We start from the raw sequence: 15,178 nt of genomic DNA, 5'->3' as shown, positions 1-15,178 counted from the left end.
TGGATGACTTACGGTCAGGTCCTGCGCTGTGCTCAGTGGTTGACGCGACGCTCGGTTGATCACGGTCTTGCGGAGGACGATCCTACGTTTGCACCCCGGGGGCGCATCAAGGGTCTCACGGTGCCGTGTGCGCCGGAGTGCGATCCCAGTCCGACGGAAGCTCGGGAACGCTCCAGCGCGGATCCGGCCGCCAGTCCTCCCAGCCGTCCGAGAACGGCGCCCCCCACGCCCGGATCACCTCGACGGCGGCCCGGCCCGCGGCCCGTACCCGCGCGGCCTGCGCCGCATCCATCAGCCCGGCCCGCTGGGCCTGCGCGAACTCGTCCTCGTCCCGCCACAGCCAGCTGTGGTCCGGGTAGACGGAGATGTCGAGGAAATGGTCCTCGGAGTCGATGCCGCCGGCCCAACGGGTCCGGGGCTCCTCCAGGTTCACGTACCAGCTGCGGAAGCGCCAGCCGCGCTCCCAGAACAGCCAGACCGACCAGGGGTCCCCGGGCCTGGCCAGCTTCAGCACGCCCGTGCCGAACCAGCGCGAGCGCACGGTGGTGCGCGGCGCGGTGTAGCGCGTGGCGAGCGGCTCCTCGTGGACGGGAGTGCCGTCGGTGAGCACCGGTTTGACGCACTCGGTGCCCGGCGCCATCCAGACGGCGAGCAGCTCGGCGGTGTCCTGGACGACGGTCACCGGCCGGCAGATGTGCACAGCGCCGGAGCCGTTGCCGCGGTAGCGCCAGAGGATGTGCTCCCCAGGCGCCCAGTGCTGGGGGCCGCCCGATCCTGTCATGCGCAGATCTTAGGGGCGTGCCCCCGCCACCGCTGCGGCACAGGTCACGGAGGGGTCGGAGATGAGTCAGATACGGACGCGCCGGTTTCACGCGCCGGATCCGCCTGTCGGTTTCGTCCGCCTGTATCACCCACCGGTCCGTCCGCCGATTTCGCCCGCCCGTCTACGGACGGGTCATGCGCAGCACGTCGAGGGCCTCGTCGAGCTGCTCGACGGTCAGGGCGCCGCGCTCGACGTACCCGGATTCGAGCACCACCTCGCGGATCGTCTTCCGCTCGGCCAGGGACTTCTTGGCCACCTTGGCCGCCTCCTCGTAGCCGATGTACTTGTTCAGCGGGGTGACGACGGACGGCGAGGACTCGGCGTACTCCCTGGCCCGCTCGACGTTGGCGGTGATGCCGTCGACCGTACGGTCCGCGAGCAGCCGGGCGGCGTTGGCGAGGAGCCGGACCGACTCCAGGAGGTTCTTGGCGATCACCGGCAGCATCACGTTGAGCTCGAAGTTCCCGGCCGCGCCCGCCACCGCCACCGTGGTGTCGTTTCCGGTCACCTGCGCGGCGACCATCAGGACCGCCTCGGGAATGACCGGATTCACCTTGCCCGGCATGATCGAGGAGCCCGGCTGGAGGTCGGGGAGGTTGATCTCGGCCAGGCCGGTGCGCGGACCCGACGCCATCCAGCGCAGATCGTTGGAGATCTTCGTCAGGGAGACGGCGATGGTCCTGAGCTGGCCGGACGTCTCCACCAGACCGTCCCGGGCGCCCTGGGCCTCGAAGTGGTCGCGGGCCTCGGTGAGCGGCAGGCCGGTGGCGCGGGCGACCTCGGCGATGACCGCGGCGGAGAAGCCGGGTGGCGTGTTGATGCCGGTACCCACCGCCGTACCGCCGAGGGGGAGTTCGGCGAGCCGGGGGAGAGAGGACTCCAGCCGCTCGATCCCGTACCTGACCTGGGCCGCGTAGCCGCCGAACTCCTGGCCCAGGGTCACCGGGGTGGCGTCCATGAGGTGCGTACGGCCGGACTTCACCACGTCCGCGAATTCGGCCGATTTCCGCTCCAGGGACACCGCCAGACGGTCGAGGGCCGGGATCAGGTCGCGGGTGACGGCGGCGGTCGCGGCGATGTGGATCGAGGACGGGAAGACGTCGTTGGACGACTGGGACGCGTTCACATGGTCGTTGGGGTGGACGTCCCGGCCGTCGGGGAGGCGCTCGCCGGCGAGGGTGGCGAGGACCTCGTTGGTGTTCATGTTGGACGAGGTGCCCGAGCCGGTCTGGAAGACGTCGACGGGGAAGTGCTCGTCCCAGCGGCCCTCGGCGACCTCCGCCGCGGCCTCCTGGACGGCTCCGGCGATGTCCTTGTCGATCACGCCGAGTTCGGCGTTGACCTTGGCAGCGGCGGCCTTGATCCGGGCGAGGGCCTCGATGTGGGTGCGCTCCAGGCGCTGTCCCGAGACGGGGAAGTTCTCCACCGCCCGCTGGGTCTGGGCGCGCCACTTGGCGTGTGCGGGGACCCGCACCTCGCCCATGGAGTCGTGCTCGACCCGGAAGCCTTCCCGGTTGTCACTCGTGTCACTCATGTTCCTCAACCTCCTGTAAAAGTTGAGCAGTTGTCTTGTTCTGCCTATTCCCAATGCGCGTACCGGCCAGTAGAAACCGTGGGTAACCCCACCCTCCAGGAGGCGCAATGAGGCGCACCAGGCACAGAGTCCGCTGGACGATCGCGGCCGCGGCCGCGGCCGCGACGGCCTTCGGAACCATGGCAGCCGCGGCACCCGCCGGCGCGGCCGACACGACCAACGGCACCGCTCGCGTCGCATCCGTACCGCTCTCGCCCGAACTGGAGGCCATCCGCGCCGCCGAGGCCGTCAAGATCTACGGCGACCCCGCCGAGCGGCCGCTCGCCGACCGCAAGAGCGGTCTGATCTCGCTCGGCGACAGCGAGATCTCCGGCGAGGGCGTCGGCACCTACGAGCCGCCGACCAACGGCCCCAGCAACTGGTGCCACCGCTCGCCCGAAGCCGCCGTCCACCGCACCGCCATCCCCGCGGACCTCACGTTCAACGTGTCCTGCTCCGGCGCCTACACCGGCAACATCAAGATCGGCGGCTCGAAGCAGTACGCCGACGAACTCGTCCAGAGTGACAACCTCGCCATCAAGGCCCGCAACACCCGGATCAAGATGGTGCTTCTCGTCGCCGGAGCCAACGACGACCTGCAGTTCGGGCCCGTGATGACCGACTGTGTCACGCGGTATCTGACGTTGCAGGGCCCGTGCGAGCCCAAGTACGCCCCCGGCTGGCAGGCGCGCGTCGACGCGCTCGTCCCCAAGGTCGAGCAGACCGTACGCGACCTGAGGACCGTCATGCGGGACGCCGGATACGCCGACCGCGACTACAAGCTCGTCGTCATGGGCTACCCGAGCCCCATCGGACCCGACTTCCACGACAACCCGAACTTCCCCGGCAAGCTCGCCTGCGGCGGACTCGGCTACGACTCCGACACCGTCTGGGGCCGCAACACCGCCGTCCCCGCCTTCGAACGCGGCATGCGCAAGGCCGCCGCGAACACCGGCGCCACCTACCTCGACAACTCGCGGCTCTTCCACGGCCACGAGGTCTGCATGGACGACGCCTGGGCCCGGGGCCTCTACATCGACCTCTCCAAGCCCGGCACCCCGGACGAGAACTCCGTCCGGCAGTCCTTCCACCCCAACGCCCGCGGCCACGCCGCCTTCGCCTCCTGCCTCACGCAGCTCTACAACTCCAACCTGCGCGAGGCGAGTTGCGCGGACGTGAACTCGTCCGGAACGCCGGCCCTCTTCCCGTACGCCTGGGACGACGTCTACAAGCCGCTGAAGAACGGCGCCACGGGCAACTGCGTGGACGTCAACGCCTCGAACAGCGCCAACGGCACCGGGGTGCTCGGCTGGGACTGCCACGGCGGCCGCAACCAGGGCTGGTGGTACGACTCCGCCCGCAAGACCGTCCACACGGAGCTGACCCAGGACCGCTGCCTGGACGTCCCGGGCGCGAAGTACCAGACGGGCGCGGCGATGATCGTGTGGAACTGCTCGGGCGCGGCGAACCAGACGTTCGTACGCGACGGGGCCACGATCCGGCCGGCGGCCGCGACCGGGCTCTGCCTGACGCAGGCGGCGGCGAAGGAGCCGCTGCGGCTCCAGAGCTGCGACGGCTCGGCGAACCAGCGGTTCGTATAACCGCGACGGACCCGGGGCCCTCGTCCGGTGCGGGACGGGGGCCCCGGCCTTGCGGCCGTCCAGGGGGAGACTCCCTAGAGAGCCTTGACGCTGGAGCGGGCCAGCTCGTACGCCGGGAGCATCTCGCGGTGCTCTTCGGAGTCGAGCCCGCCGAGGTGCACGATGACCGTGCCCTTCGGGGTGGAGACCGCGAAGGCGCTCTCCTCCTTGGACTCCTCCATGATCTTGTTGTAGACGGTGTACGTCACCTCGACGACGGGCAGCGCGCCTGCCTTCGTCTCCTTGTAGGAGACCTTGGAGGTGTTCTCCTCGGCCTTCACGAACCCTTCGAGCGCCGTACGGGCCGAGCCGCCGGGGGCGGTCCAGACGCGCAGGTAGCCGATGTTGCCGGCGGGCTTGGCATCGATCTCGCAGACCATGGTCGCGGGGCCCTGCTTGCCGAGCGCGACGGCGAGCTCGTCGCCCTCGTCGACCTTCACGGCCTTCGGCTTCCAGTCCGCGGCGAGGCCGAAGGAGACGGGAAGGACGCACGCGGTGCCCGGCTCCCCGAGGGAGGCCGCGGCCTTGGCCGCCGTCTTGTCCTTGGCGGCCGTCGTGGCACCGGCGGCCGGCGCCTCCTTGACCTCCGGCGTCGACGCCTTCTCCGTACCGCAGCCGGCCAGTACGCCGACGGCCGTGACCGCGGCGAGGACGGGCGCCAGGGCCCGTACCCGTATGTGATGTCTCATGCGCGTCAGCCTAGTGAGGGCGGCCGGGAGTGGGGACGGGCCCCCGGCGGTTGCCGAGGGCCCTGTCGTCAGCACGTACGTACCGCTGTCAGCCCAGGCCGGGGCCGCGCACCGGGATGTGGGTGAAGGTCGGCTCCGGAGCCGGGTTCTGGAAGAAGTCGTTGCCCTTGTCGTCGACGACGATGAACGCCGGGAAGTCCTCGACCTCGATCTTCCAGACGGCCTCCATGCCGAGCTCCTCGTACTCGACGACCTCGACCTTCTTGATGCAGTCCTGCGCCAGGCGCGCCGCGGGGCCGCCGATCGAGCCCAGGTAGAAGCCGCCGTGGCTGCCGCACGCGTCCGTGACCTGCTTCGAGCGGTTGCCCTTGGCCAGCATGACCTTGGAGCCGCCCGCCGCCTGGAACTGCTCGACGTACGAGTCCATGCGGCCGGCCGTCGTCGGGCCGAAGGAGCCGGAGGCATAGCCCTCAGGGGTCTTGGCCGGACCGGCGTAGTACACCGGGTGGTCCTTGAGGTACTGCGGCATCTCCTCGCCGGCGTCGAGGCGCTCCTTGATCTTGGCGTGCGCGATGTCGCGGGCCACGACCAGCGGACCGGTCAGCGAAAGCCGGGTCTTGACGGGGTACTTCGTCAGCTCGGCGAGGATCTCGTCCATCGGCTGGTTCAGGTCGATCTTCACGACGTCGCCGGACTCGTCGAGGTGCTCGTCGGTGGTCTCCGGCAGGAAGCGCGCCGGGTCGGTCTCCAGCTGCTCCAGGAAGACGCCCTCGGCGGTGATCTTCGCGACGGCCTGACGGTCGGCCGAGCAGGAGACGGCGATCGCGACCGGCAGCGAGGCACCGTGGCGCGGCAGGCGGACCACGCGCACGTCGTGGCAGAAGTACTTGCCGCCGAACTGCGCGCCGATGCCGATCTTCTGGGTCAGCTCGAAGACCTTCTCCTCCAGCTCCTTGTCCCGGAAGCCGTGGCCGAGCTCCGAACCCTCGGCGGGCAGCTCGTCCAGGTAGTGCGCGGAGGCGTACTTCGCGGTCTTCAGGGCGAACTCGGCGGAGGTGCCGCCGACGACGATCGCCAGGTGGTACGGCGGGCAGGCGGCCGTGCCGAGCGAACGGATCTTCTCCTCCAGGAACTTCATCATGCTCGCCTCGTTGAGCACGGCCTTCGTCTCCTGGTAGAGGAAGGACTTGTTGGCGCTGCCGCCGCCCTTGGCCATGAAGAGGAACTTGTACGCGCCGCCGTCGGTCGCGTACAGCTCGATCTGCGCGGGCAGGTTCGAGCCGGTGTTCTTCTCCTCCCACATGGTCAGCGGGGCCATCTGGGAGTACCGCAGGTTGAGCTCGGTGTACGCGTCGTAGACACCGCGGCTCAGGGCCTCCTCGTCGCCGCCCTCGGTCAGCACGTTCTGGCCGCGCTTGCCCATCACGATCGCGGTGCCGGTGTCCTGGCACATGGGCAGGACGCCCGCGGCGGCGATGTTGGCGTTCTTGAGGAGGTCGAGCGCGACGAACTTGTCGTTGTTCGACGCCTCCGGGTCGTCGATGATCCGGCGCAGCTGGGCCAGGTGGGCCGGGCGCAGATAGTGCTGGATGTCGTGGATGGCCTCGGCGGCGAGCCGGCGCAGCGCCTCGGGCTCGACCTTGAGGAACGTACGGCCGTCGGCCTCGAAGGTGGAGACACCTTCGGAGGTCACCAGGCGGTAGGGCGTGGTGTCCTCTCCCAGGGGGAGTAGATCGGAGTACGCAAACTCTGGCATGACGGCGGCCATTCCTCACATCGGCAGACAGCTGCGCCGCCTCCATTGGCAGCGCGCCCTCAAGCGTAAGACGCGCCACCGACACCGATCCTGTGAGGTAAGGCTCACTTGCCGGTCCGGGGGCCGACAGCGGGGCCCATGGCCGGAAGCCGCGCCGCGCCCCTGGTCGCGATCTATCGCGTTTCGCTAGTCTGAGGTCGTGGACCTCGAAAAGCAGCCCCAGAAGCCGGTCGCCCCCGCCGAGCCCGCCCCTGCCGCACCGGCCCCCGCCGCTGCCGGTGACTCCCTGCGGGCCTCGGACGCCGACCGGGACCGGATCGCGGACATCCTCCGGGACGCCCTGGCAGAGGGGCGGCTCGACGCCGAGGAGCACTCGGAGCGGATCGACGCCGTCTATCGCGCCAAGACCGTGGGCGAACTGGAGCCCATCGTCCGCGACCTCCCCGCCGGGGCCCGGCCCCGCCAGGATCCCGAGTCGGCCTACGCGTACGGCCCCGACGACACCTCGGGCCCCGCCGACAACCTGGTCGCCGTCTTCTCCAGCACCACCCGCAAGGGCCGCTGGCGCGTGGGGCGCAGGACCAACGCCTTCTCCCTCTTCGGCAACATCGAGATCGACCTGACCGAGGCGCTCTTCGCGCAGCGGCTCACCACGATCAACGCCACCTCGATCTTCGGCAACGTCGAGGTGCGGGTCCCGGAGAACATCAGCCTGCGCGGGAACGGCACCGGGTTCTTCGGAAACTTCGAGGTGGTGAACATGGAGGCCGCCGACCCGCAGGCCCCGGTCGTGGTGATCAACGGCTACTCGATCTTCGGCAACGTCGAGGCGAAGCCGAAGCGGGGCAAGTGGGTCACGAACCTCCAGAACCAGCTGCGCAAGCACCTCGGCCACTGACCGGACGGACAGCGGGGCGGCGGACGCGCGAGCCGTGACCGGGGCGGGGGCGCGGTGACCGGAATCCGCCCCTGAGGTTCCGGAGTCCGGAACTCCACGGCACCCAGTGCATAGGCGCACGCACAGCGGGTAAGGCTGCTGCATCGTCTCTCGCTCGCGAAGCCGTCGTCAGGAGTAGACCGTGCTGCATCTGCCGCATCAGCCCGTCCAGGTCGCCGCCGTCCCTCCCCAGCGTGCCCCCGCACGGGAGGACGAGGCCGGCCCCTGGCACACGGAGGCGGTGTGCCGCCGGGACGAGGCCGGGCTGTTCTTCGCCCCCTCCAAGGAGCCGACCGCCGCCCGGCTCTCCCGCGAGGAGGCCGCCAAGCGGGTCTGCGCCCGCTGCCCCGTGATGGTCGAGTGCCGGGAGCACGCGCTGCTCCAGCCCGAGCCGTACGGAGTGTGGGGCGGGCTGACCGCGGCCGAGCGCCGCGTCGTGCTCGCCCGGCGCCGCCGGCGCGAGGTGGAGCTCAGAAAGGCGGCGACGGACCGCATCGCCGCGGCCGGCTGACAGCCGGCGCTCCGACGGTGGCCGCACGGAAACGGGACGGTCGGCCGTACGAGCGGTCGGCCGTACGGAAACGGGACGGTCGGCCGTACGAGCGGTCGGCCGTACGGAAACGGGACGGTCGGCCGTACGAGAAGGGGCGCCCCCACCGCACATGGGGGCGCCCCTCTTCGTACGTCTGCCTCCGCCGCTACTTCGCGCGGTCGAAGTCGATCTTGCTGTAGGCGCGCAGCTTCGCGAGCCGGTGGGTCGAGTCGATCTGCCGGATCGTGCCGGACTTGGAGCGCATCACCAGCGACGACGTGGTCGCCGTCTCCGAGCGGTAGCGGACGCCGCGCAGCAGCTCGCCGTCCGTGATGCCGGTGGCTACGAAGAACACGTTCTCGCCGCTGACCAGGTCGTTCGTGGACAGCACCCGGTCCAGGTCGTGACCCGCGTCGAGCGCCTTCTGGCGCTCGGCGTCGTCCTTCGGCCACAGCTTGCCCTGGATGACACCGCCCAGGCACTTGATCGCGCAGGCCGAGATGATGCCCTCGGGCGTCCCGCCGATGCCGAGCAGCAGGTCGACGCCGGTGCCCTCGCGGACGGCCATGATCGAGCCGGCGACATCGCCGTCCGAGATGAACTTGATCCGGGCGCCGGTCTCGCGGATCTCCTTGACGATCCCCTCGTGGCGGGGGCGGTCCAGGATGACGACCGTGACGTCCTCGGGCGACATGTTCTTGGCCTTGGCGACCCGGCGGATGTTGACCGAGACGGGGGCGTTGATGTCGACGAAGTCGGCGGCCTCGGGGCCGGTGACCAGCTTGTCCATGTAGAACACCGCGGACGGGTCGAACATGGTGCCGCGGTCGGCGGCGGCCAGCACGGCGATCGCGTTCGGCATGCCCTTGGCGTTGAGGGTGGTGCCGTCGATCGGGTCGACGGCGATGTCCACCTCGGCGCCGGTGCCGTCGCCGATCCGCTCGCCGTTGTAGAGCATGGGCGCTTCGTCCTTCTCGCCCTCACCGATGACGACGACGCCGTTCATCGAGACGGTGGAGACGAGGGTCCGCATGGCGTTGACCGCCGCGCCGTCGGCACCGATCTTGTCGCCGCGACCGACCCAGCGGCCGGCGGCCATGGCGGCGGCCTCGGTGACGCGCACCAGCTCCAGGGCGAGGTTGCGGTCGGGGGCCTCGGGAGAGACCTCGAGCTCGGACGGCAGATGATGCTCGGTCATCGGAGCGCACCTTTCTGTACGGCGACGGCCGGAATAAAGAGGGTGCTGCGACTCTATCGGTACGTCGACAAATTGAGCAGAGGGGCCCACGTATGAGCACAGCACCATGATGCGACCATGGGGGGCGTGGCAGGTATGCGAGGCAGGCAGACGGTACGCGGGATGTTCCAGTCCCTGGCGGTGATCATGGTCGCCGCGGGCGTGATGTATCTCTTCATCCCGCACGACGAGGACGCGAACCCGGTTCAGGCGAAGGACTACCGGGTCGAGCTCCTGACGGCCCAGCGGGCGGCGCCGTATCCGGTGCTGGCCCCCGAGGGCCTCGGTGAGCAGTGGAAGGCGACGGTCGTCTCGTACAAGCGCGAGAAGGGCGACGCCTGGCACCTCGGCTTCCTGGACCCGGACACGCAGTACGTCTCGCTGCACCAGTCGACGGCGGAGCCGAAGAAGTTCGTCCCCGACGTCACGCAGCAGGCCTCGGACACGGGGAAGACGCAGACGGTGGCCGGCCAGGTGTGGCAGCGCTGGGAGGGCCCGAAGTACGACGCCCTCGTGCGGACGGACGGCAAGGCGACCACGGTGGTGACCGGCACGGCCTCGTTCGAGCGGCTGGCGGAGATGGCCGGGGCGCTGCGGGCGAAGAAGGTCTAGACGCGGGACGGCGTACGTGAGAAACGGGAAAGCCCCCGGCGCGGGAAGCGCCGGGGGCTTTGTCGCGTCGAGGGCCGCGGCGGGCTCAGACGGTGGTGACGACCTCGTCGTAGGCCAGGCGCGGCGAGCGCGGGAACCAGGCGTCGTCGCCCGGCTTGCCGATGTTGACGACCATGAGGGGCGTGTGGTCGTCGTCGAGGAACTCCTTCTGGACGCCGGCGAAGTCCAGGCCGGTCATCGGGCCGGCGGCGAGGCCGGCGGCGCGGACGCCGATGATGAAGTAGGCGGCCTGGAGGGCGGCGTTCAAGGCGGCCGAGCCCTCGCGGGTCGGGCGCTCGGCGAAGAAGACGTCCTTGGCCTGCGGGAAGTGCGGGAACAGGGCCGGGAGCTCCTCGTGGAACTCGTTGTCGGCGGCCAGGATCGCGACCAGCGGGGCGGTGGCGGTCTTGGGCTGGTTGCCCTCTGCCATGTGCTTGACCAGGCGCTCGCGGGCCTCGGGCGAGCGGACCAGGACGACGCGCAGCGGCGACTGGTTGAAGGCGGTCGGGCCGAACTTCATCAGGTCGTATATCGCCTGGATCTGCTCGTCGGTCACCGGCTCGTCGGTGAAGGTGTTGGCGGTGCGGGCCTCACGGAAGAGGAGGTCCTGGGCGGCGGGGTCAAGGGCGAGAGACATGCTGCGTACCTTCCGGACAAGCAAGGGATTCAACCGATGCCCCGACAGTACGACGGTGTTTGGTTAATTTTCAACTAACTCATGCGGATAGTGATCCGCTTCACATCGCCCACCTTACCGAAGTCACTCGTCCTCTCCGGCCCCCTCCTGCTCCGCCGCCAGCGAGGCGTCGAGCCGCGCCCGCGCCCCTTCGAGCCAGCGCCGGCACACCTTCGCCAGCTCCTCGCCGCGCTCCCAGAGGGCCAGGGACTCCTCCAGGGTCGTTCCGCCCGCCTCGAGCCGCCGGACGACCTCGATCAGCTCGTCGCGTGCCTGCTCGTAGCCGAGCGCCGCCTCTTCCACCGTGCCTGCCATGCGCACCACCCTATGTGTGGGTTCGGACAAAGGATCAAGATCCGTCGACGGGGGCCCGGTCGACGGGGGCCCGGTCGGCCTGGGGGGCGTCGGACTGAGGCTCGTCTGCCTCGGACCCGTCGGCCGGGGGCTCGTGGGGTTCGTCGGCGTCGGCCTCGCCGGCCGGGGAGCCGTCGGCCCCGGGCCCGTCGACGCGGGACTCGCCGGCCGGGGAGCCGTCGGCCCCGGGCCCGTCGACGCGGCGCACTCCGAACTCGCCCGCGGCCACGCGTGCCCGCAGCTGCTCGTCCACGGCGACCTCCTCAGGGCTCCGCACGACCGTCCCGTCCGCCCGCTGGAGCACCGCGTACCCGCGCTCCATCGTGGCGGCCGGCGAAAGCGCCCGGACCCGCGCGCGGGTGTGCGAAAGCTCGGAGTCCGCCCGGTCGAGGAGATGCCTGAGGGTCCGCCTGCTGCGCGCGAGCAGCGCGTCCAGCTCGTCCTCCCGAAGCTCCACCATCCGTTGCGGATGCTCCATGACCGGCCGCGCCAGCGCGTGCGCGAGCCCGCGCTCCTCCCGCTCGAGCAGCCCCCGCACCGTCCGCAGCGCCCGGTCACGCAGTCCCTGCACCCGGTCCAGCTCCTCCCCGACGTCCGGTACGACCTTCTTGGCCGCGTCCGTCGGTGTGGAGGCCCGCAGGTCGGCGACCAGGTCGAGCAGCGGCGAGTCCGGTTCGTGGCCGATCGCGGAGACCACCGGCGTACGGCAGTCGGCGACGGCCCGGATCAGCTGCTCGTCCGAGAACGGCAGCAGATCCTCCACGCTGCCGCCGCCCCGGGCCACGATGATCACGTCCACGCCGTCGTGCGCGTCGAGCTCCTTGACGGCCTGGACGACCTGCGGCACGGCCTTCACGCCCTGCACGGCGACGTTGCGCACCTCGAACCGGACGGCCGGCCAGCGCCGTCGCGCGTTCTCCAGGACGTCCCGCTCGGCGGCGGAGGCGCGGCCGCAGACGAGGCCGATGAGCTGGGGCAGGAACGGCAGCGGCTTCTTGCGGTCGAGAGCGAACAGCCCTTCGGCGCCGAGACTCCGCTTCAGCTGTTCGAGACGGGCCAGGAGTTCACCGATGCCGACCGGCTTGATCTCCACCGCGCGCAGCGAGAGCTGCCCACGCGGCGCGTACCACTCGGGCTTGGCGTGCACGACGACCCGGGCGCCCTCGGAGACGACGTCGGCGACGGCGTCGAAGACCTGGCGGTAGCAGGTGACGCCGATGGAGATGTCGTACGACGGATCCCGCAGGGTCAGGAAGACGACCCCGGCCCCGGGCCGCCGCGACAGCTGCGTGATCTGACCCTCGACCCACACGGCTCCGAGCCGGTCGATCCACCCCCCGATGAGCCGGGAGACCTCCCCTACGGGAATCGGCGCTTCGGCGGACGTATTGAGACCCATGCGCCGAGACTAGTGCCAGCTTCGGACACCCGAGCCGCCCCGACGCCCGGTCCTCGCTCGCGGTGGCCTTTCGCGCCAGGGCAGACAGCAGCCCGGTCCTCGCTCGCCGGTGGCCCTTTCGCGCCGGGCCCGACGGCCACCCGGCCCCCGCTCGCCGACAGCCGCCTTTCGCGCCCGCGCGCCTGGCAGCCCTGACACGCGCGCCCGGCAGCCGCCCGGCCCCCGGTCGCCGACAGCCGCCTTTCCCTCCCGCGCCCCCGGCGGCCCTACGCGCCGTGGCCGACAGCAGCCCGCCCCTGCCGCCCCCGACGTCAAGTCAGGTCCGCCGCGCCGTGCCCTGGACGGCGAGCACCACCAGGCCGACCCCCAGCCACGCCGCGCCCACCAACTGCGCCGACGTCGCCGCCTCCACGATCACCGCGACCAGGATCAGCGCGCCGACCACCGGCGCCACCACGTGCCGCCACCGATGCGGCGGCCCCTCCATCCTCCGTACCGCGAACCACCCCACCACGCTCGCGTGCAGCAGCACGAACGCCGTCAGCGCCCCGATGTCGACCACCGACACCAGATGGTCGAGCCCGTCGTCCCGCCGCGCCGCCCACACCGCGGCCACCATCGTCACGGTCGCCGCGACCAGCAGCGCCACTCGCGGCACCCCCGAGTCCGTCCGCGCGAGCGCGTGCGGCAGCCGCCGGTCCCGGCCCATCGCGAACAGCAGCCGCCCGCCAGCGGCCTGGCCGGCCAGCGCCGCGAACGCCGCGCCGATCGCCTTGGAGACCGCCACCAGGTCGTGCAGCCAGCCGCCCACGGACACCTCCACGGCGTCGTAGAAGGCCGAACCCTGCTTCGCGGGTTCGGCCGCCAGCTCCGCCGACGACACCGGCTCCAACAGGGCCACCAGATATGTCTGGGCGACGAACAGCACCCCGGCCAGCGCCAGACAGAACAGCACCGCCCGCGCCACCTTCGCCGAGCCGCCCGTGACCTCCTCCGCGAAGGAGGCGATCGCGTCGAAACCGAGGTACGAGAGCACGGCCACGGACACCGCGCCCAGCACGGCGGCGAGCGAGAACGACACGTCACCGGCGAGCGGCGACCACCAGTCGCGCCGCGCCCCGTCCCGTACGAGAACGGTCACGGCCGATACGACGAAGACCAGCAGCACCACGATCTCCATCGCCAGCACCGCGAAGCCGACCCGCGCCGCCGCGCGGACGCCCCAGAGGTTGAGCAGGGTCGTGATCACCACCGCGATCCCGGTCCACACCCACCGGTCGATCTCCGGAACCAGTGCCTCCATGGCGATCCCAGCGAAGAGGTACGCCACGGCGGGGATCAGGAGGTAGTCGAGCATCGCCATCCACCCGGCGATGAAGCCGGGCCCCTCACCCAGGCCCTTACGGGCGTAGGTGAAGACGGAACCCGCCTGCGGGGCGACCCGGACCATCTGGGCGTAGCTGAACGCGGTGAACGCCATGGCGATCGTGGCGACGACGTACACGAGGGCGACGGCGCCGTGCGACTTCGCGTCGAGGGTGCCGAAGACGCCGACGGGGGCCATGGGCGCGATGAAGAGCAGCCCGTAGACGACGAGGTCGCGGAAGCCGAGGGTCCGCCGCAGTCCGGTGTGGTCCGCGACCTGCGGCTCCTGGTGTGATTCCTGCGCCATGGGGCCAGTCTCGGCCACGGAGCCGATCATCCACCTGACCGACGCGGGCTTACGCGCCTCCACGCGCGCGTGCCGCCTTGCGTGCCCTCCACGCGCGCGTACCGCTTTACGGTCGCCACGCGCACGTGCGGGCCCGGCACCAGTGGGACCTGACGGGTGGCGCGGCGAGTGGCACGAGCGGGGCCCCCATGGCGCGGCCTTACGATGGGACGCATGACTGCTACGCCCGCGACCAACCGCCCGAAGCGTGTCCTGCTCGCCGCTCCCCGTGGCTACTGCGCGGGCGTCGACCGTGCCGTGATCGCCGTGGAGAAGGCCCTGGAGCAGTACGGGTCGCCGATCTACGTACGCCACGAGATCGTCCACAACAAGTACGTCGTACAGACCCTGGAGCGGAAGGGCGCGATCTTCGTCGACCAGGCGACCGAGGTCCCCCCGGGCAACATCGTGATGTTCTCCGCGCACGGCGTGGCCCCGACCGTCCACGAGGAGGCCCGGCAGGGCCGGCTCGCGACCATCGACGCGACCTGCCCGCTGGTCACCAAGGTGCACAAGGAGGCCGTCCGGTACGCCGAGGCGGACTTCGACATCCTTCTGATCGGCCACGAGGGCCACGAGGAGGTCATCGGCACCTCCGGCGAGGCCCCCGACCACATCCAGCTGGTCGACGGCCCGGAGGACGTGGCCAAGGTCGAGGTGCGCGACCCTTCCAAGGTCGTCTGGCTCTCCCAGACCACCCTCTCGGTCGACGAGACGATGGAGACGGTGGACGCGCTGCAGGAGAAGTTCCCGCAGCTGATCTCCCCGCCGTCCAGCGACATCTGCTACGCCACCCAGAACCGGCAGACCGCCATCAAGGAGCTCGCCGGACAGGCGGAGCTGGTGATCGTGGTCGGTTCGAAGAACTCCTCGAACTCCATTCGCATGGTCGAGGTCGCCAAGCAGGCCGGCGTGCCGGCGGCGTACCTCGTCGACTTCGCGAGCGAGATCGACGAGGCCTGGCTGGAGGGCGTCACGACGGTCGGCCTCTCGTCGGGCGCCTCGGTCCCGGACGTGCTGGTCGAGGAGGTCCTGGCCTGGCTCTCCGAGCGCGGCTACGCCGACGTGGAGATCGTCAAGACGGCCGACGAGTCCCTGACGTTCTCGCTCCCCAAGGAGCTGCGCAACAAGGACCTGCGGGCGGAGGCGGCCGCGCTCCTCGGGGAGTGACCGCCGGCCGCGGTTTCCCCCTACCGTTGA

The 15,178-nt window shown here is 70.7% G+C and carries 14 protein-coding genes; 5 read left to right on the top strand and 9 right to left on the bottom strand.

Annotated elements, in window-relative coordinates:
• Window positions 1-115 precede the first annotated feature (115 nt).
• The gene (locus tag ABZY12_RS00510; protein ID WP_356885562.1) at window positions 116-781 is read right to left on the bottom strand and encodes a DUF402 domain-containing protein; all 666 of its coding nucleotides are present in this window, start codon (window positions 779-781) and stop codon (window positions 116-118) included.
• A 163-nt stretch (window positions 782-944) separates the two neighbouring features.
• On the bottom strand, window positions 945-2,357 hold the full coding sequence (locus tag ABZY12_RS00505; protein ID WP_356885560.1) for a class II fumarate hydratase: 1,413 nt from the start codon (window positions 2,355-2,357) through the stop codon (window positions 945-947).
• A gap of 107 nt (window positions 2,358-2,464) precedes the next feature.
• Here ABZY12_RS00505 and ABZY12_RS00500 point away from each other — a divergent pair, with 107 nt between their 5' ends.
• Entirely contained in the window at window positions 2,465-3,997 is a 1,533-nt protein-coding gene (locus ABZY12_RS00500) for a ricin-type beta-trefoil lectin domain protein (RefSeq protein WP_356885558.1), read from the top strand.
• Between the two features lie 74 nt (window positions 3,998-4,071).
• Here the strand turns inward: ABZY12_RS00500 and ABZY12_RS00495 are convergent, their stop codons facing one another.
• A complete protein-coding gene (locus tag ABZY12_RS00495) occupies window positions 4,072-4,725 on the bottom strand; it encodes a lipoprotein (RefSeq protein ID WP_356885556.1) in 654 nt (217 codons plus the stop codon).
• Window positions 4,726-4,813: 88 nt separating this feature from the next.
• On the bottom strand, window positions 4,814-6,481 hold the full coding sequence (locus ABZY12_RS00490; protein WP_356885554.1) for a fumarate hydratase: 1,668 nt from the start codon (window positions 6,479-6,481) through the stop codon (window positions 4,814-4,816).
• Between the two features lie 199 nt (window positions 6,482-6,680).
• Here ABZY12_RS00490 and ABZY12_RS00485 point away from each other — a divergent pair, with 199 nt between their 5' ends.
• Window positions 6,681-7,379 carry a DUF1707 domain-containing protein gene (locus ABZY12_RS00485; protein ID WP_356885552.1) on the top strand — a complete coding sequence of 233 codons (699 nt, stop codon included), beginning with the start codon at window positions 6,681-6,683 and terminating at the stop codon, window positions 7,377-7,379.
• 181 nt (window positions 7,380-7,560) lie between these two features.
• Entirely contained in the window at window positions 7,561-7,929 is a 369-nt protein-coding gene (locus ABZY12_RS00480; protein WP_356885550.1) for a WhiB family transcriptional regulator, read from the top strand.
• A 187-nt stretch (window positions 7,930-8,116) separates the two neighbouring features.
• Here the strand turns inward: ABZY12_RS00480 and glpX are convergent, their stop codons facing one another.
• On the bottom strand, window positions 8,117-9,148 hold the full coding sequence (glpX, locus tag ABZY12_RS00475; protein ID WP_356885548.1) for a class II fructose-bisphosphatase: 1,032 nt from the start codon (window positions 9,146-9,148) through the stop codon (window positions 8,117-8,119).
• Between the two features lie 117 nt (window positions 9,149-9,265).
• Between glpX and ABZY12_RS00470 the strand changes: the two genes are divergently transcribed.
• Entirely contained in the window at window positions 9,266-9,799 is a 534-nt protein-coding gene (locus ABZY12_RS00470; RefSeq protein ID WP_356885546.1) for a DUF4245 domain-containing protein, read from the top strand.
• Between the two features lie 85 nt (window positions 9,800-9,884).
• Here ABZY12_RS00470 and ABZY12_RS00465 read toward each other — a convergent pair whose 3' ends face one another.
• From ABZY12_RS00465 to ABZY12_RS00450, 4 genes are all read right to left on the bottom strand, one after another.
• Window positions 9,885-10,475: a malonic semialdehyde reductase gene (locus ABZY12_RS00465; RefSeq protein WP_356885544.1), complete on the bottom strand. Its 591-nt coding sequence runs from the start codon at window positions 10,473-10,475 to the stop codon at window positions 9,885-9,887.
• 123 nt (window positions 10,476-10,598) lie between these two features.
• Window positions 10,599-10,829, bottom strand: coding sequence for an exodeoxyribonuclease VII small subunit (locus ABZY12_RS00460; protein ID WP_356885542.1), 231 nt, complete (start codon window positions 10,827-10,829; stop codon window positions 10,599-10,601).
• A 34-nt stretch (window positions 10,830-10,863) separates the two neighbouring features.
• Window positions 10,864-12,267: an exodeoxyribonuclease VII large subunit gene (xseA, locus tag ABZY12_RS00455; protein WP_356885541.1), complete on the bottom strand. Its 1,404-nt coding sequence runs from the start codon at window positions 12,265-12,267 to the stop codon at window positions 10,864-10,866.
• Window positions 12,268-12,583: 316 nt separating this feature from the next.
• Complete coding sequence (locus tag ABZY12_RS00450; protein WP_356885539.1) at window positions 12,584-13,939, bottom strand: APC family permease; 1,356 nt, start codon at window positions 13,937-13,939, stop codon at window positions 12,584-12,586.
• A gap of 204 nt (window positions 13,940-14,143) precedes the next feature.
• On the opposite strand from ABZY12_RS00450, the gene ABZY12_RS00445 reads away from it, so the two are divergent.
• Window positions 14,144-15,148 carry a 4-hydroxy-3-methylbut-2-enyl diphosphate reductase gene (locus ABZY12_RS00445; protein WP_356885537.1) on the top strand — a complete coding sequence of 335 codons (1,005 nt, stop codon included), beginning with the start codon at window positions 14,144-14,146 and terminating at the stop codon, window positions 15,146-15,148.
• Window positions 15,149-15,178 lie beyond the last annotated feature (30 nt).

The sequence above is a fragment of the Streptomyces sp. NPDC006551 genome (genome assembly GCF_040611675.1).
Classification (GTDB): domain Bacteria; phylum Actinomycetota; class Actinomycetes; order Streptomycetales; family Streptomycetaceae; genus Streptomyces.
The sequence above is the reverse complement of the archived record's forward strand: the minus strand, read 5'-3'. Positions and strand labels throughout refer to the sequence as shown.